The sequence below is a fragment of the Alteromonas sp. ABH4_456 genome, assembly GCF_056160645.1.
In genome coordinates this window covers 234,720-252,930 of record NZ_JBSWXO010000001.1, presented here as the reverse complement: position 1 = coordinate 252,930, position 18,211 = coordinate 234,720, and the positions used below count along the sequence as shown (strand labels likewise).

Below are 18,211 nucleotides of genomic sequence, written 5' to 3'. Positions count from 1 at the left end.
GGAAACGGGTACAGTGATTTTCACTGTACCCACACATTAAAAAGGCAGAAGTAACATGAAAAAACTAAAAGCACTCTTTAGCGCAGCCGTACTGGCTTGTTGTTCAATGATGTTTGCAGCACAAAGTCAGGCTGCAATTATCTCTCAGTCTGTATATGTTGGTGGTCTTGAAATCATTTCTTATGACCTCGAACTGGATAACAGCCTGATCAATTCAGGCATGGGTGCAATCAGCACTTATGATGGCCTGGCGTTTAACCTGGTTGATTTCTATATCCCTTTGGCAGACGGCTGGAACCCGGTTATGAACGATTTCGAAGCTGTTATAGATGTAGATAACATCTTCGCGGGTGTTGAATTTTTATATGTAGATGCAGAGGATGACTTCCCCTGGTTTTACAACGTTTTTTACGATGCATTCTCCACAATTGATAATTACGTATCTATCTTCTTTGCCGGCGATTATCAATTAGAAGCATTTGAAGATGACGTAATGGTTGTTAACTCAGTAAGTCTGTCTGAACCTTCTGTGCTGGCACTGTTTGCTCTGGCATTCGGTGGCATGATTGTGCGCCGTCGTCGCGCGTAAGCAGTTTACCGTTATGATTAAGGCCTTCCCGATGAAGGCCTTTTTTATTCCTCATGAATTACATCCATTTTATCTGCTCAGTCAGATAAACAGGTCGGTCCGGCGCAACCGTTGCATCACTTGTAAATGCCGGGAGATACTATGATCTTTGTACCGGCACTTTCCTTATTAAGAATAAGTCGTTAACCTTTAACCGTTGGCTTTCAGTGAGTTTGCCACCGATAGTTTTCATTTCCCCGAGGTTGTTTGTTTGCCAAAACGGTATTTATTCCTGTTTCTTGCGCTGGCCTTTTTAGCCGGCAAAGTGCCGGTGGCCGTTGCTGCCGGAGAGCAGGTCGTCACGTACTGTATCGATCCGAACTGGATGCCTTATGAAGCCATGCGTAACGGCAAACATATAGGCATCTCCGCAGATTATCTGGATGTTATCAGTAAGCTCTCTCATCTTAAGTTTGAACTCATCCCAACGGAGAGCTGGCAGGATTCGCTTGCGGCTGTAGAGTCCGGCGCATGTATGGTGACGACAATGATTAACCGAACACCTTCAAGAAGCCATTTTTTGGACTTTTCTACCCCGTATATAGAAGTACCTAACGTACTGGTAGGCCGTAACGGTACGCCTATGGTTCAGGGGTTTGAAGGTGTCGGCAATCGTATCGTCGGTGTGGTCAGCGGTTTCAGGCATGCGGAATACCTTGCCCGCTACTATCCTGATTTGCTTACGGAATATGTTGATTCTGAGGTGAGCGGGTTACAGAAGCTATCTAAAGGTGACATCGATTTAATGGTGGGTTCACTGATGGGCGTTTATTCTGCAATTAATGCTCACGATTTTTCAGATCTGCAAATAGTCGGTTTTGCCGAGCCCTTTGATATGCTTTCTTTCGGTGTGAATAAGAATCATGCCGAACTGGTTCCTTTACTGAATAAGGCGATTTCGTCTATACCTGAATCCCGTAAAGTTGATATTTATAAACGCTGGAATGCTGTTCGTCAGGTAAAGCAGAGCCGGTATGGGTTTGTGCTCGGTATCGTGTTTATCGCTATTGCGCTGGTTGCTGTAGCCGCCTGGAGAAAACGGGTAATTAGCAGTTACCAGCGCCAAATCAGCCAGAAAAACGATGAAATTGAAAGCTTGCAGTCCTCGTTACTAGAAAAGAACCGTACACTGGAGTTTTTATCCACGCGGGATGAAGTAACCGGCTTATACAACCGCAATTATTTCATGCAAAAGGCTGAAGAAGAGATCTCAAGGCATTTGCGTTTCCAGACTCCCTGCACACTGATTGCAATTGAAATTACTGAGAACGGTAATAAACTCAGGGCAGGAGCACACACAGACAGTCTATGTAAACGACTCACCAGTGCTTGCTTAACCACAGTAAGAGATGTGGATATTACGGCAAGGTGCGAACCTGATAAGTTTATGATTTTATCACCGCAAACGAACCTTGCGGCAGGCGACAGCCTGGCGAACCGTTTACTTGAGTGTCTGAAAGCAGAAGCAGATCCTACAATCATTTTTATCACCGGAGTGGCTGAACTGCAGAGCGGCCAACGTTATTCCGAATGGAACGACGACCTTAACAGAGCTCTCAGTGCTTCCCGTCGTCAGGGCGGCAACGTAGTCGCGTTGGCAGAGTAGGTTTTGGTAGAGTAAGGCCGGCAGAGGCTTAGCCGGAGGTATCCGGCTCATAGTGCCACTGATGGCCTTCATAGCGGATTTTGCAGCGTTCGTATTCCCGTTCTGAGCGCCAGTTACGGTTATTCAGTTTGGCTGATACGCCGGCGTAAATTCGTTTGTTGGCCTTTAACTGAATACGGTTTTCATATTGCGTTTTCAGCTTTTTCAATTCCGACGCTTTCAGTTCCAGCCAGTTTAATAACGCTGTTTCATTATTCAGAAGAGATTTTGCTTCGGTTATTTTGTGCTTTAAATCTTTATGGATGGTACGACCGGAGATGACCTCCAGTTTCTCGCGGTGGCGGGAGTTATTCTCCCGTAGCTGGCGTAGCAGTTCATCAATGGTTTCTTTACGCTCCATCAATGCACTCATCCCCCCAGTAAAATCAACTTTCAGCGTACTGCCTGAAATCGCGCCCAGTGTGCCGGCTTCAACTTTGTCTTCGCACACAATTTCACAGGCAAACAGATTACCCATTGGTTTGGATATGTTTCCTACAGTGACAGAACCACCGGCCTTCAGGCGGCTGTAGGCCATTTGTCTGCCCACGGTAATATTCTTACCGGCAATAATATCCAGCCCCTGGCCATGCTGAACGTGAATGCTGCCGCCTGCGATAAGCGTGCATGCATAACCTTCAGCGTTATCGGTAACCTTACCCATTGCACCTTCAGTGATGATGATATCGCCGCCGGCTTCAATGATTGCAGATTCAACAAAGCCGTTAATCGTGATGTCTTTGGTTGCTTTGATTTTCATTTTCTCTGCAACATCACCATTCACCAGAACAGCACCGTCATAGGTGACATGTCCGCTGCCCACATTGACACCATTGCAAATAAAGGTGTCGTCAATATTCATGCGATGTTCATGGTATTTCGGCATCCCGGAAATCGTCGCCACCAGCATGTTCTCATCTTCATTACTGACGGCGGTACCGGAACCCATTTTAAATTCCAGCCATTCACCGGGCTTGGGGTAAAGTACCGTGTCTTTAACGTCATAGCCTTTACGGCCTTGAGTCGGTGCTGTTCTGCGCACTACCGGTGTGCCGGTTTTCACACAGACGACGTCGCCAAGATTCCGGAGATCCGCTTTTTCGCCGTCACTGGTCTGAGGCTTGAGGACCCGCTCAAGTGCATTCGGGACCAGCGGAATAAATCTTGAACCCTTTCCGTTTCTGGGAGGGAGTCCCCTGGCCACTACAGCATTGAGCATCTGGCCGGGTTCTGCTTTTTCCGCTTCTTTCAATAGCATATTGATGTGGCGCATGCCCACGCCACGGCGTATGCGCTGTTTCCAGGCGAGGTTACGGATAGTAATGGCATTAGGCATTCTGCCGCCGTAGGGAGCGGTAAGCCGCAAAGTGGCGTGCATGTTGTCTTCACTGATAACAAAGTCGACTTCTGCATGACGCAATTCAGCAATGTCTGCGGTAACCGGCGTCTTGTCGCCGGTTTTATGATAAAGGTTTACTTTGTCACAGGCTGATTTCAGGGCTTTTTCTGACAGATAAAAATCGCTGTAAGCACCACTGGCTAACTCAGATTTAATGGTGCTCAGATCTGCTTCCTTTTCCATTTCGGCAGGAAGTAAGCTAAGGGTGACAAACTGAGTATCGCTGTTGTAACTGAAAGAAATACCTTTCATCTTCTGTTCCATGAGACTACGCCAATACCATATCGGCAAACTGCTACTACGTCTTTAGTCTACTTTATAGTGACAGTTGCGATGAGGTCAAAGGTTTTGAGCGTATTGATAAAGCGCCCTGAGTATAGCTTGTCTGTTCGGATCGTTCTGATGCTCATGCGCCAGCGTTTCCAGTTCCATCATAAACAGTTCGAGGGTAACTGTGGCGGGCGAATCTTTATCAGTCAGCCTGTATTGTCTGTGTGCCTGCCAGCGTTGCATTTCATCAGCATTCAGCGTGTAAGGATAATTACGTGCACGATAACGGAACAGCAGGGTTTTTAAGGTCTGGTTCTGTGTTTGTGATGCCAGCCGGTCAAGCGCTTCCGGTGCGCTGGCATGCACCTGCTCACACCAGCGGCGTTCTTCGTCTGACAAAAATCCACCACTGTAAAGGGAATGATCAGCGTCATTATCAACGTCATCATGAGGCGTGTTATACACATCAGACAACTTTTGTGTGATATCGCTGGCCGCTAACCGCTTGTAATTTTCCAGGCACTGCTCTCTGTTCAGCCCCAGCCGTTCAGCATTTTCTTCCGTCATGGCTTTTGCCGTTGTGACAAAAGGCGACCGGTTGATGTGAATAAGCTTTAGACCGGGATGGGGTTCATCCCCCAGCTCTGACGCTGGTGTATACAGCTTTTCCCGGATGGTATCTGCATCATCGTTTAACAGCGGTTCTATGGGCTGAGACAAATCGACGGCGATAATGGCATTACTGTTAACGGGGTGCATGGCAATTGGCATTACCCAGGTACAACAACCCTGACTGGCGGGAATTTTAGACGAAATATGCAACAGCACAGAAGGTTGCTGCAGATTAATCTGCTTTAATACGGCATGTTTACTGCGCAATGAAAACGCATAGTCATAAAGTTTTGGTTGATGCTGCCGGATCAATTTTGCCAGTGCGATAGTTGCGCGGACATCCGAAAGTGCATCGTGAGCCTGACCATGTTCCAGTTCGTTGGCTTTAGCCAGTTCTTCTAATTTGAATACCGGTGTGCCATCGTCTCTCAACGGCCAGTTAATACCCTCAGGACGCAGGGCATAGCAGGCCCTGGCAAGATCAATAATATCCCAGCGGGAATTGCCGTTTCGCCACTCTCTGCCATAAGGGTCATAAAAGTTGCGATAAAAGAGGGTGCGGCTGACTTCATCATCAAAGCGAATGCTGTTATAACCAACCACGCAGGTGTTGGGCTGGCTCATTTCTTCATGGATACGTCTGGCGAAATCAGCCTCAATCATACCGTCACGTAGTGATTGCTGTGGTGTGATGCCGGTGATCAGGCAAGCCTGAGGGTGGGGCAACACATCATTGGCAATTTGCGCCATGATATTAACGGGCTTTCCAATAACATTTAATTCTGCATCGGTACGGATGGCAGCAAATTGAGAAGGGGTATCTTTGAGCGGGTTAGCGCCCCAGGTCTCGTAATCGTGCCATAGCATTGATGGCGCATATTGTGTCATTGGTAAATAAAATCCATTAGAAAAACGTTACGCGGGGCACTATACCAGCGCAGCAGGGTGCAAGCCAGTTTGCGGCTTATGAACTGATCCTCCGGACGATGTAAAACATGAACAACAACAAGGAAAAGGAATGAAAAAGTTTCTCGCGGCTGTGATGTGCAGCGCTTTGACATTAAGTTCGCAGGTAGTGGCGGCTGAAGAAAAACCGGTGGCAATCGTTATCCACGGCGGCGCCGGAACCATTTTACAGAAGAATTTCACGCCGGAACTGGAAAAAGCCTACAAAGATACCCTCAGCGAGGCGGCAAAAGCAGGCTACGCTTTGCTTGAGCAGGGCGAACCCGGTGAAAAGGCAGTGATTGCAGCCATCCAAATTCTGGAAACCTCACCGTTGTTTAATGCCGGCATCGGGGCTGTGTATACATGGAAAGGTGAACACGAACTGGATGCCTCAATAATGCACGGCGGCACTCATAACGCCGGTGCGGTGGCCGGAGTAAAAACCATCCGGAGTCCTATCGCTGCAGCATCGGCCGTCATGCACTTATCGCCCCATGTCATGCTATCCGGTGAAGGGGCAGAAGCTTTTGCAGAAGAGCAGGGACTGACGCTGGTGGATAACCATATCTTTGACACTGAAAGACGCCTTGAATCACTCAAAAAGGTGAAATCCCGTATGGAAAGTGCAGGTTTGTACGGCGATCAAAAAGGCAATGAACGTTTCGGTACAGTGGGCGCGGTTGTGCTCGACAGTGAAGGTAATCTGGTAGCAGGGACTTCAACCGGCGGGATGACTGCCAAGCGATACGGCCGCATCGGCGATTCGCCCGTGATTGGTGCCGGAACCTGGGCTGACAACGACAGTTGTGCGGTGTCGGCGACGGGGCATGGTGAGTTTTTCATCCGTTATCATGTTGCAGCAGATATTTGTACCCGTATGAAATATCGGGGCACAACGTTAAAAGAGGCGTCTGATACAGTTATTTTTGATGTGCTCAAACCGGTGGGCGGTGACGGCGGCATTATTGCCATTGATAAAGAAGGCAACATTGCAGCACCGTTTAACTCAGCGGGCATGTACAGAGCGAAAATTGACGGTAAAGGGGTCCTTTCCGTGGGCATTTTTGAGCAGTGGGAAACATTGTAAAAATTATGTACAAATCCTGCTGAAATTATTCGCGTCCGGGCCACGGAGGGTCTAGGCTGAAAGTAACGACACGTCATGGTGACGTACTGGAGGCTAAACATGGAATCTTTGCAAGTAAGCGATTATATGAATCATCATCCGGTGAAATTATCCGAAGACATGACCGTTGCCGAAGCCGTTGAAAGACTGCTGGCAAATAACCAGACCGGTGGCGCTGTTCAAAATGCGCGGGGGCAGGTGACGGGGTTCTTATCCGAACAGGATTGTCTGAAGATGATGATTGAGTCGAGTTATTATCGTGAGCAAGTGTGTCGTGTGAAAGACATTATGCAAACTACCGTCAGTGCAGTGAAACCCTGGAATTCTGTACTGGAAGTGGCACAGCGACTGATTAACGAACGCCCGAGGGTTTTTCCTGTTATCGACGATGACGGTGTACTCGTTGGCGTGATAAACCGTGCCGCTGTGCTAAAAGCCATTGATAAGCAGCTTCAGTCGGGTTACGACAAAATGGCTGTTTAAATTACCGCTAACAACGGCAGACATCCAAAAGAAGAAACCCTTGTTATTAACCATAGCAAGGGCTCGTTCTCCGTTTTGCAGTGAGCTGTTATTTCCGGCGGTGCTGGCGGATAAATTCTGCAAGCAGTGAACCGGAAACCAGCTTGAAGTTTTGTTGCTGTGAGGGCATCACGTTGTGTCCATCCTGGACAACCAGCAAGCCATCCGGCAGGTTTTCGCCGAAGGGCTGCGACATGGTTTCCAGCCCGTCTGTTTCTGAAACCCCGTCGATGCCTTTTTTAAGATCAGGCACAATATCAAACGTGCCCAGCAAATGGTTATTCGTTGTGGCGTAAACGGCGTAGCGGTGATTGCCCTGACTGGACACTATCAGATAACGTTCCCCGTCCACATCAAACAGGCCCATACCTTCAATATCGTCTTTTACCGCACCTTCTGCTTTTGCAATCAGTGACGGCTCAGGGTTACTGATATCCAGACTGCGCTTCCACACGCCGGCATCTTCTTCGCCGTAATACAGCATGGCATTTTCATCATCTGCCACACAGCCCTCGGGCTGTGAAGGAACAGTAAACCGGTCGATTATCTTGCCCGTTACTTTGTCGTCTTCAAATGACAGGCGATGCCGCTCGTAACTGCCATCCGTATCGTTCACCAGCACATCAACACCGTTTGCGTGTTGATACAAACACAGACCATAAAGATCGTTTAATTGCGAGGGCAGCTTACCGGCAGGCACAGCGTTTCTGGTTGCCGGGTCCAGCAGGAATATATCGACCGTGCGGGTAGTGCGGTTTGACGCTGCGGCAATGGCAAGTTCATGTCCAGCTACCTGCCAGCGGGACCGCACATCAACGTTATTTAGCCTGCCTGCATTCAGATGTTGAAGTCGCTTGCCTGACAGATCAAACAAATCCAGCCCGGACTTTTTGTCTGTACCGATTATCACAGAGGATTCCGGTGCTTCGTCGTTGTACCAGATGGCCGGATCGTCAGCGGCATCACCAAAGCGGGCAACAGGATCGGTTTCTGCGAATGCGGTTAAATGCCGGTCTGCCGGTTGTGTGCGGCGGGTTGCCGTTTGCGGTGCTGATACAGGTAATACAGCGGTAAACAGAGTTTCGCTGTCATCGTCATACAGGCCAATAACAGTCTTGTTGTTAAACGGGGCAGCCCTGACTGCTTCCCACTTATGCTCTCCGTTTATTTTAAATTCACTGATGCTGTCATTGCGGAAAACATTCACCACCGGGGCGTCAGGGGAAACGAACACTGTCAGTCCGGCTGCCTGGCCGACACCTTCAACGCCTTCGCTGTTTACGCCGTGCTGTTGCGTCAGAATTAGGGAGCGGCCATCACCGGCTTCGGCGTGATGGTCGTATTGCCACAATCCGGTATTTTCATCAGCCAGATAGACATAGCCGTTTTGCACATCGGCCTGGCAACTTTTAATGCCCGGGCCGGTGTTAACGGTTCGTATTTCTACAAAGTGGTCGTCTGCCAGCCAGTGCTGCTTCATTTGTCCTGTGGCGTCTGCGGTGGTCAGTGTCAGATATTCACCGGAAACAGATAAACACAGCGCTTCAATATCAGCCAGATCTGCCTGTAGTGATTGCTGTTTTTTAAACTCTTCAGTACCGGTGTTGTAGCGGTACAGTTCAACACCATAGGTATCGTTGTTAAGCGCCGCAACGGTCAGGGTGCCGTTATGCTGCAGAATATCGGATTGACTGAAGTGACCGGGTAGTGTGCTGATTATTTTCTGATCTTTACCGGTCAGAATCAGGCCCCGGGTTTCGCTGGTAACCAGATAATGCAACTGATTGTTGATGACCAGCGGGGTTAACTGATTACCTTCAATTGAAAAGGCTGTTGCATCGATGGTGACAGGGTCGGCCATTACCTTTCCCGGCGCAAAAAGCAGAGAGGCAAACAGAAAGGCCAGGGGAGTATGTTGTTTTTTCACATTAAATCTCATTGAAATCGTTAGCAGTGTGAGGGAAGAAAAGCGTGGTGCAGCATCAGCCACACCACGGTGCCTGCAGGTTACATTTGCCAGGTAAATCCAAGTTCAAATGTACGACCGTATTCTTCGTACTGCGCATTGCGGTTTCGCTGGTCGAAATAGTGGTAGTAAGGCTCGTCGCTCAGGTTAATGCCGTTGAAATAAATCAACATGTCATCATTGATGTAATACTTGCCTGAGAAATCAAGCTGGTGGTGATCGTCTTCCATACGAAGCATATCGCCATCGATTTCTTCCAGGTTCTCGCTCTTGTACGTCATAGTAAGACGCAGGCTGACCAGGTTGTTTTCGTAGCCTAACGTAAGGTTACCCACCGTGTCTGACTGGTTGGGCAGGCTGGTTTCAAATGTTTCACCGTCAAGCAGGGTCGTGGCATCAGAGGACGAGAACGTACCGTTCGCTGACATTAAAAAGCCGTTATCAAAAGCTTTCACCCATGACAGCTCAAGGCCGTGTAAGCTGGCAGACTCACCATTCACAGGCTGTACCACTTCGTCATAGCCCTGCCAGTCTTCTGTACCGGCTACGTCTGCATATACGACAAAATTATCTATGTCTTTATAGAAGTAACCGGCAGAGAGCACACCGATTGCGCCGGGATAATACTCAACAGACAGATCAATGTTGGTAGATTCATACGGTTTAAGTTGCGGGTTACCCACTTCGGCTTCCCGTTCAGTGACAAAGCTGTCGCCGTCTTCTTCTGTTTTACTCTCGATGATCTGGTAAGCCGCCACATCTTCAAACTTAGGTCTTGCGATAGTTTGTGTAAATGCGCCGCGCAACACGACTTTATCATTGAGGTCGTATCTGAGGTTCACACTTGGAAGCCAGTTGTCGTAGTCACGGTCCGCGTTCCAGGCGGTATTGATCACTTCTTCAACGTCCGTTTCTTCATTTTCAACCAGTTCAACCCGCATACCGTCAGTGCTGAAGTCCGTGCGCTCATAACGTAAACCGGCAACCACACGAAGGGCATCAATGTTGGCTGTTACCATAGCGTAGGCCGCAAAGATATCTTCATTGTTTACATAAGACGCCCCGTTAGACTCTACCTCAGAGTCCAGTTCGGCCAGTTCAAGACTATTGCGGTTACTGTTATAATTATTTCGCAATGCGTTTCTGTCCAGTCCGTCGCCAAAATCACCTATATTCCAATCCGGAGCAGCAGTTGCAAATCCTTCACCTGTGATGCCATCAAAGTCACCATCATAAATGGATATCTGGCTTGTATTTACTTTTTCACGGCTGCGGTATTTGCTACCAAATTTAAACTCGCCCTGATAATCGCCTAAGGTAATACCGCGGACAAAGTCAATTTTTGCACTCGTCTCGGTATCCTTCGTATAGTTATCTTCAAAACTGATTTCGTCTAAATCATAGTTGGCCAGTTGCATGGCTTCTGCATTCTGTGTGAGCTGCGGAATGCGGGTGTCGAGGTCAGCACTGATGCTGGCGTTATCCTGAACAAATGTGTAGTAAAGGGCATCAGGTTCGTCTTCCTCAGACTTTGCATAACCCAACTGCCAGTTGATATCCCAGGTATCCAGTTGATGTTCACCGCCGGCCGCAACGGTCATAATCGTTTGCTTCTCGTATCTGTCTTTGCTTTCTCTGGCAATTTCAGAGTCTTCGCCATCAAAGGTAAAAATATTCGCCTGACGATACTCGTTGTCAGAAAACTCGCTGTAAAGGGTTCGCAGGAAATACTGATTGTTGAAGTCAGGACGGAAATCGAAATTGACCGCAGCACCTAAACGCTCACGGGTGATGGTATAGTCACGCTGTTCCAGTTCATCGTCGCCGTTGCTTTCAATATTGTCGGAACCAAAATCACGTTCAAACCATGAAAGCGCTGCGGCAACACCAAAGGATTCATTAAACTTGTGGGTCAGGCTGCCAGACAATTTCGGGCTCGTTTTATCTACCAGCTCATTGTGGCTGGCCTGCATGGTAAGTTTGGCCGTGTCCTGCTGGTAATCAAAGGCACTGACACTTTTCACTTCGATGGCACCACCGATAGCGTCACCATCCATATCTGCTGTGACCGATTTTGACACTTCAAGAGTCTGAATTAGTTCTGACGGGATAACATCCAGTGCTACAGAGCGCACACCGGCTTCCGGCGAAGGAATGTTAAGTCCGTTAATGGTAACGTTATTTAAGTTAGGATCGATACCGCGGATCCCAACAAAGCGGCCTTCACCCTGATCCCGCTCAATCGACAAACCCGGTAAGCGTTGTAATGCTTCAGCGGCATTCTGATCCGGGAACTGACCAATGGCGTCGGCAGAGACAATGGATGAAATGCGATCAGAAACCCTCTGCTGGTTAATGGCACTTGCCTGGCCGCTGCGTTGTCCTTTCACCAGAATATCGGCGATGGCTTTGCCATTATCAGACAGTGCAATAACAGGAGAAACAATGCCTGTTTCCGTTACATTAACCACTTCTGTGACAGGTTGCGCGCCCAGATAGCTAACCTGAAGTGTGTAAGCACCTGCGGGCAGGGAAGGAAAGCGGAAGGTACCGTCTCTGCGTGATTCGGTAACAAGATTCAATTCTTTAAGTGTGATTTGAGCACCCGCAAAAACACGGGAGTTGTCTTCGTTTGTTAGTTGTCCGGCAATTTCTCCGGCATTCACTGACAACGCAGCAGAAGAAAGGCTGAGCGCAGCTAAACAATGAGTGGTCAATTTTGAAAGACGAAGCATGAGTGCATTCCTGAATTTATAACGTTGTGTTAAGTGACTGGCCGCTACGCTAGAAAGAGTTAATGACAATTTTGTGACCGCATGATGACAGCGACTGTCATAAATACCTGATTTTATTATTTATTATTGTAAAAAATAAAATGGTGAGCCATTTTGACCCGAAGCTAACTCATTGAAGTTAATAAAGTTATCGCAATTGCGGGGAGTTTGACGCAGCAAATGATCACCGGATTGTCACATTGGTGAGCCAAAATGACCCTGTTATCACAGATATAAAACGGGTAAATCATCATTTCACCCGTCTGATTTAAGGTTTTTACAGGTTATGAATGCGGTTTATCGTTACCGGCAAAGTCATCTCATTGGTGCCAGTATTGGCGCTCAGTGCATTGCATTATATTTAAGTTTTTCCCATGGACAGTTAAAGCCATTTGATGAGATTGCCTGGCTGGATGTCACCGGCGAGGGCAGCGTTATGCTGTTCGCATTTGCCTGGATTATTGCTGCTATTGCCAGCCGGCCACCCGGAAGGGTAACCACCTTGCTGGTGGCTGGCCTGAACTGTTTTGCATTTACCGCATTGCTCGATTTTCTGGATGAAATGTTCACTTACTCCGCAGCTTCAGACTGGTTAAGCATGCTGGAGTCTATGCCGGCTGCCTTTGGTATGGTGATCATGACAGCCGGATTGCTGGGCTGGCACGAAGAGCAAAAAGCACTTAACAGGCAATTGCAGCGCAGAGAGTGGGCTTTACGTAATCATGGGCAGATAGACAGCGTCACGCAACTCTATCTGGCGGATTACTGGCAGGAACGTCTCACAGACCTGAAGCACCAGGGCGGCAGAGGCAGTGCAATCATGATAGACATAAACGGCTTCTCACGGTTTAACGAGGCCCACGGTTATGCCGAAGGTGACCGTTTTTTGCAGGAAATTGCCCGCTTACTGGTCATGCATGTACGTGAGTCAGATCTCGTTTGCCGTTATGCAGGAGACCGGTTCGTGATTTTAATGCCTGATACAGCACATCCGGATGCCCGCCGGATTGCCGGCGATATTCAAACGTCGGTACATTGTCTGGCATTTAAAAGTGGCGCCAATACAACGGCCTTGTTTCAGTCTGTCCGTACGGCTGTTGGAGAGTTTGATGCGCACCATAACAGCGACAGGTTGTTGTCAGATCTGCAGGACCAGTTAAATCATCAGGATACGCAGGCAGCATGAAACAGCCGGGTCATCATTTATCTTCAGAGCCTTTGTTGAATCCGGAAACCCGGTGTATCAGCGCATCGCCGTTTTGCCAGACGCTGCTTAATGTGGCGTGTGCCAAAGGGGCAGATAAAAACAAGGTGCTTCGGGGAACCGGTATTTTCGATACAGACCTCACGCACGAGCGTGCTTTTTCGCCGTTACAGATAGCTGCCCTGGTGCTGAATGCGGATAAATACGCCGGCGTGCGGGATTTTGCCTTTCAGGCCGGGCAGGCACTGGCTACATCACAATATAGTGGTGTCCTCAAAGCCATGGCATACAGTAAAAACCTGAGGCAGGCTTTACTGATTTTGCGTCGCTTTACATCTCACATATCGCCGTTAGTGTCGTTTGGCGTATACCCAAGGCCGCAGGGTATAGTGATCACGCTGCGGGACAGTGCCGGCAAACATAAAGCGTTCGATGCTGCATCACTCATGGTCTGTTCCGCCTTCATCGCGTTAACGAAGCAATGGTGCGGTCAGAGACTGCCTCTTAGTTTTCATTTTCCGTTTTCCCGCCCCCGACATATCGCTGAATTTGAAATGCACCTCGGACGGCGCCTGCATTTCGATTCTCCCTGTTTTTACATTGCGGTAGATAACGCCTCCTTACAGAAGCTTTTTTTGCATTACGATACCTATTTGCTGAAAGCATCGGTTTCTCACTATAAAAAGCACTTAATCAGCGGTGTACAGCTGCCGGATTTTATCCGCAATGCAGTTACGCGTAACCATCGTCTTTGCGCCACAGACCTGGCTTCAGCGCTGGATATCAGCCCGGCCACACTGAAGCGAAGACTAAAAGCTTGTCACTGCACGTTTTCAGCGCTGGTTGATGATGTACGGCGGGAACAGGCTATATTTCTGTTACAAATTTGCCGGTTATCTAACGAAGAGAGTGCCTTGCGACTTGCCATTTCCGACCTTACAAACTTCCGGCGCGCAGTAAAACGCTGGACAGGTTTAACGCCCGGCGAGTTGCGAAGCCGTTAAACAACATAACGGCTTTATGGTAGACTCTTCCTCTTTTTCGATGTCCCAGAGTAGTAAGGAAAGAGTCTTGTCTTCTGAGCCAGCCGCGCCTTCTGTTTCTTCATTATACGACCAGTTGTCATTGTGTATGCTGGCCGATCGTTTTCCTTTACGCCGTCGCATTCAAAAACTCAGCGGGTTGATTAAATCTCAGTCTGAACAGGCGGCTGACGCCATCAGTGATGTTATGCAGCGCATTGACGCGTCAAAAGCTAAACGTGCTTTGCGGGCGGAGAATTTGCCGGCCATTGAATATCCGCCGTTACCCGTCAGTGATAAAAAAGACGACATCAAACAGGCCATCGCTTCTCACCAGGTGGTCATTGTGGCGGGGGAAACAGGCTCAGGAAAAACCACCCAGCTTCCGAAGATTTGCCTTGAACTGGGCAGGGGCGTGGACGGCATGATTGCCCATACCCAGCCAAGACGACTGGCTGCCCGCAGCGTGGCAAGCCGTATTGCTGAAGAACTGAATACGCCGTTAGGTGAAAAGGTGGGTTTCAAAATCCGCTTTTCAGATCAGGTCAGCGACAGCAGCTATGTCAAGCTTATGACCGACGGTATGTTGCTGGCGGAGATGCAGCAGGATCGCTTCTTAAATCAGTACGACACCATCATTATTGATGAGGCTCACGAACGCAGTCTTAATATCGACTTCCTCCTCGGGTATTTGCGTCAGCTATTGGATAAGCGCCCCGAACTTAAGCTTATAATTACATCTGCGACCATCGATCCTGAACGTTTCAGCAGACATTTTAATGACGCGCCGATTGTTGAAGTGAGCGGCAGAACCTATCCGGTGGAAATTCGTTATCACGATCCTGAAGAACGGGAAGATGACAACGATCAGACTGATGCCATTGTACGGGCTGTTGATGAGCTTAAACGGGAAGCGCCCGGTGACATTCTGGTGTTTTTAAGTGGTGAGCGGGATATCCGCGATACCCAGGATGCTCTGCAGAAGCAGCAATACCGGAACACTGAAATCGTCCCGTTGTACGCCAGATTGTCGGCAGCAGAACAAAACCGTATTTTCCAGTCTCACAGTGGCCAGCGCATAGTGCTGGCCACAAACGTAGCGGAAACCTCGTTAACGGTGCCGGGCATTAAATACGTTATTGACCCGGGTACCGCGCGTATTTCACGTTACAGCGCCCGCAGCAAAGTGCAGCGCTTACCCATTGAACCTGTATCTCAGGCGTCTGCTGATCAGCGGGCCGGACGATGCGGACGGGTATCAGACGGGATCTGTATCCGTTTATACAGTGAAGAAGATTATCTTGGACGTCCTGCGTTTACCGATCCGGAAATTCTGCGTACTAATCTTGCGTCCGTCATTCTGCAGATGCTGGCACTGGGGTTGGGTGATATCGGCGCATTTCCGTTTGTTCAGCCACCGGACAGTCGCAATATCACCGATGGCTTCAGATTGCTTGAAGAAATTCAGGCGATTAAGCGGGGTAAAGGCCAGCCAAAGCTAACGGAAATGGGCCGCAAAATAGCCCGCTTACCGGTTGATCCCCGCTATGCCCGTATGGTCATCGAAGCTGGGCGCACGAATGCGGTGCGGGAAGTCATGGTGATTGCTGCCGGTTTATCTATTCAGGATCCCCGTGAGCGGCCACAGGAAAAACGTCAGCAGGCAGATGAAAAACATAACGAATACCGTGACAAAGACTCAGACTTTATCAGTCTGTTTAATTTGTGGCAGTCGTTCAGAGAACAGCAAACTGCATTGTCTAATAATCAGTTACGTAAGTGGTGTAAAACGCAGTTCATTAATTATCTGCGTATGCGTGAATGGCAGGACATTGTCAGCCAGCTTAAAAAATCTGTAGCGGAAATCGGTTTGGGGATCAGTAAACAGGATGCTGATTTTCAGTCTGTGCATCAGGCGCTTTGCAGCGGTTTGTTGTCGCACCTGGGCATGAAAGACAAAGAGCGGGAGTATCTCGGCTCCCGTAATTCTAAATTTATGATTTTCCCGGGCTCAGGCCCGGCAAAATCACAACCCAAGTGGATCATGGCGGCAGAGCTGGTGGAAACGTCCCGCCTGTTTGCCCGCATGAATGCGAAGATTGATCCGGCATGGGTAGAGCCTCTGGCAAAGCATGTGACCCAGTCCAGCTATTCAGAGCCTCACTGGTCTAAAAAGCGCGGCGCTGTGGTGGCTTTTGAGAAGGTCACCCTGTTTGGCTTGCCCATTATCCCGAAGCGGGCTGTGGTTTACAGTCAAATCGATCCGCACGTGTCGCAGGATTTGTTTATCCGTCACGCGTTAATTGAAGGTGATACCAGACTGACCAACAGCGTGCTGGCAGATAACCAGGCCTTGCTTGATCAGGTGGATGAACTCGAGCAGAAAACCCGGCGCCGGGACATCATGGTGGACGAAGAAGCGCTGGTGGCCTTTTATGCCCAGCGTTTACCGGTGGAAGTCAATAACGAAGCTGCATTTAAAAAATGGTGGCAAAAACAATCTGACAAGAACATTCTCGCCTTCACCGAAGACGATGTGTACCGCCAGCAGCCGGGTGCGAAGACCGCCAATGCTTTTCCCGATGTCTGGAAGCAAGGCAATATTACGCTGCCTTTATGGTACCATTTCGAGCCCAATGCTGAAGATGACGGGGTAACGGCAACCATTCCGTTACCCATATTAAATCAGGTGGCAGATAAGGGCTTTGACTGGCTGGTGCCGGGTTTACAACACGAACTGATTGTCAGCCTGATTAAAAGCCTGCCTAAACGTTTACGCAAAAATTTTGTGCCTGCACCGAATTATGCAGAAGCCTGCCTTGAAGATATCAGCGCCTTTGACAAGCACGGTCAGCCTGTGCCGCTTTTACAGGCGTTGTCTGATAAACTGCGCCGTATGACCGGTGTTATTGTGGAAGAAGAAGAGTGGCAGTTGTCTCAGCTTGAACGGCATCTCAAAATGCACTTTGCTGTGGTTAACGACAAAGGTGAGGTGATTGCCCGTGGTGATGATCTGGAAGCATTGAAGAAGCAATGTCAGGGGCAGGTGAAAGCCACCTTTGAAAAGGCCGCAACGCCGGAACTTGAGCGCAAAGGGCTGGAAAGCTGGGATTTTGAACAGCTGCCGGAAACCTTTACGCAAAAGATGGGGGGCTTTGAAGTACAGGCGTTTCCTGCTTTGGTCCGCCGTGGTGACAAAGTTGATATTGTGCTGGTGGACGAGCCTGAAAAAGCGCAACAACAACATCAGGACGGCGTCAACGTGCTGATCCGTAATGCTATGCCGTCGCCACTCAGCTATCTGCAAAGTAAATTGCCGAACAAAGCAAAACTGGGTTTGTATTTTAATCCTTTCGGCCAGATCAAAGCGCTCATTGACGACTGTATACTGGCCGGTATTGATGATTTGGCCAACACCTTTAAACAATCACAAGGTGTTGAAATACGTGACGCTGAAACCTTTAAACAGTGCGTCGATTTTGTCAGAGCTGAAATTAATGATGTGGTGCTGGACATAGCCGGTCAGGTGGAAGAGGGGCTCACTCTCGCGCACCAGTGTCAAAAGCAAATGAAGGGCAATGTACCGCTCAACATGGTCAGTGCCCTTGGCGATGTGAAACAGCATCTTTCTACACTGGTTTATCCCGGTTTTGTCTCTGATTTAGGGCGCGGAAGACTACCGGACTGGAACCGCTATATTAAGGGACTAGCGCGACGCCTGGAAAAGCTGCCCATTGATCCGAATAAAGACCGCATGCATCAGCAAACCATTGAAAAAGCGGTGACTGCGTTTAATAAAGCCTGCAATAAATACCCGCAGAATAAGGCGCCTGCTGAACTGCTTGAGATCCGCTGGATGATTGAGGAACTGCGTGTTTCTTTGTTTGCCCAGCAACTTGGCACCGCCTACCCGGTATCAGCAAAAAGAGTTTTAACTGCGCTGGAAAACTTTTAATAAAAAAGTCGCGTAAAGGTATGTGATATCGCAAAAAAGCGTGATGGATATACGCTGATATTACACTACATATCAAACTTTCGGTGACTCTCCGGCGATCTCAGTTGACATCGCCGGGGTGTCGTCCTATAAGTGATGAA

General features: G+C 48.8%; 11 protein-coding genes. 7 read left to right on the top strand and 4 right to left on the bottom strand.

The window, feature by feature from the left end; translation table 11 throughout:
- Positions 1–55: 55 nt before the first annotated feature.
- Positions 56–589 (top strand): PEP-CTERM sorting domain-containing protein, encoded by a 534-nt coding sequence (locus ACXAG2_RS01180; protein ID WP_474863968.1) that lies wholly within the window; start codon positions 56–58, stop codon positions 587–589.
- Positions 590–839: 250 nt separating this feature from the next.
- Positions 840–2,234, top strand: coding sequence for a transporter substrate-binding domain-containing protein (locus ACXAG2_RS01175; protein ID WP_474863966.1), 1,395 nt, complete (start codon positions 840–842; stop codon positions 2,232–2,234).
- Between the two features lie 28 nt (positions 2,235–2,262).
- Here the strand turns inward: ACXAG2_RS01175 and ACXAG2_RS01170 are convergent, their stop codons facing one another.
- Both ACXAG2_RS01170 and sbcB read right to left on the bottom strand, forming a co-directional pair.
- The gene (locus ACXAG2_RS01170; protein WP_474863964.1) at positions 2,263–3,924 is read right to left on the bottom strand and encodes a DUF342 domain-containing protein; all 1,662 of its coding nucleotides are present in this window, start codon (positions 3,922–3,924) and stop codon (positions 2,263–2,265) included.
- 87 nt (positions 3,925–4,011) lie between these two features.
- Positions 4,012–5,442 carry an exodeoxyribonuclease I gene (sbcB, locus tag ACXAG2_RS01165; protein WP_474863962.1) on the bottom strand — a complete coding sequence of 477 codons (1,431 nt, stop codon included), beginning with the start codon at positions 5,440–5,442 and terminating at the stop codon, positions 4,012–4,014.
- Positions 5,443–5,572: 130 nt separating this feature from the next.
- Here sbcB and ACXAG2_RS01160 point away from each other — a divergent pair, with 130 nt between their 5' ends.
- Positions 5,573–6,589, top strand: a complete 1,017-nt coding sequence (locus tag ACXAG2_RS01160; RefSeq protein ID WP_474863960.1) for an isoaspartyl peptidase/L-asparaginase family protein — start codon at positions 5,573–5,575, stop codon at positions 6,587–6,589.
- Between the two features lie 99 nt (positions 6,590–6,688).
- Complete coding sequence (locus ACXAG2_RS01155; protein WP_474844347.1) at positions 6,689–7,111, top strand: CBS domain-containing protein; 423 nt, start codon at positions 6,689–6,691, stop codon at positions 7,109–7,111.
- Between the two features lie 88 nt (positions 7,112–7,199).
- On the opposite strand, the gene ACXAG2_RS01150 is transcribed toward ACXAG2_RS01155, so the two are convergent.
- Positions 7,200–9,077, bottom strand: coding sequence for a phytase (locus ACXAG2_RS01150; RefSeq protein WP_474863958.1), 1,878 nt, complete (start codon positions 9,075–9,077; stop codon positions 7,200–7,202).
- Between the two features lie 80 nt (positions 9,078–9,157).
- A complete protein-coding gene (locus ACXAG2_RS01145; protein WP_474863957.1) occupies positions 9,158–11,851 on the bottom strand; it encodes a TonB-dependent receptor in 2,694 nt (897 codons plus the stop codon).
- Positions 11,852–12,176: 325 nt separating this feature from the next.
- Between ACXAG2_RS01145 and ACXAG2_RS01140 the strand changes: the two genes are divergently transcribed.
- The 3 genes from ACXAG2_RS01140 to hrpA are packed head-to-tail and all read left to right on the top strand — an operon-like array spanning position 12,177 to position 18,071.
- Entirely contained in the window at positions 12,177–13,076 is a 900-nt protein-coding gene (locus ACXAG2_RS01140) for a GGDEF domain-containing protein (RefSeq protein ID WP_474863955.1), read from the top strand.
- Positions 13,073–14,098: an AraC family transcriptional regulator ligand-binding domain-containing protein gene (locus tag ACXAG2_RS01135; RefSeq protein WP_474863953.1), complete on the top strand. Its 1,026-nt coding sequence runs from the start codon at positions 13,073–13,075 to the stop codon at positions 14,096–14,098. Before ACXAG2_RS01140 ends, ACXAG2_RS01135 begins: the two co-directional genes overlap by 4 nt.
- 40 nt (positions 14,099–14,138) lie before the next feature.
- Positions 14,139–18,071 (top strand): ATP-dependent RNA helicase HrpA, encoded by a 3,933-nt coding sequence (hrpA, locus tag ACXAG2_RS01130; RefSeq protein WP_474864435.1) that lies wholly within the window; start codon positions 14,139–14,141, stop codon positions 18,069–18,071.
- Positions 18,072–18,211 lie beyond the last annotated feature (140 nt).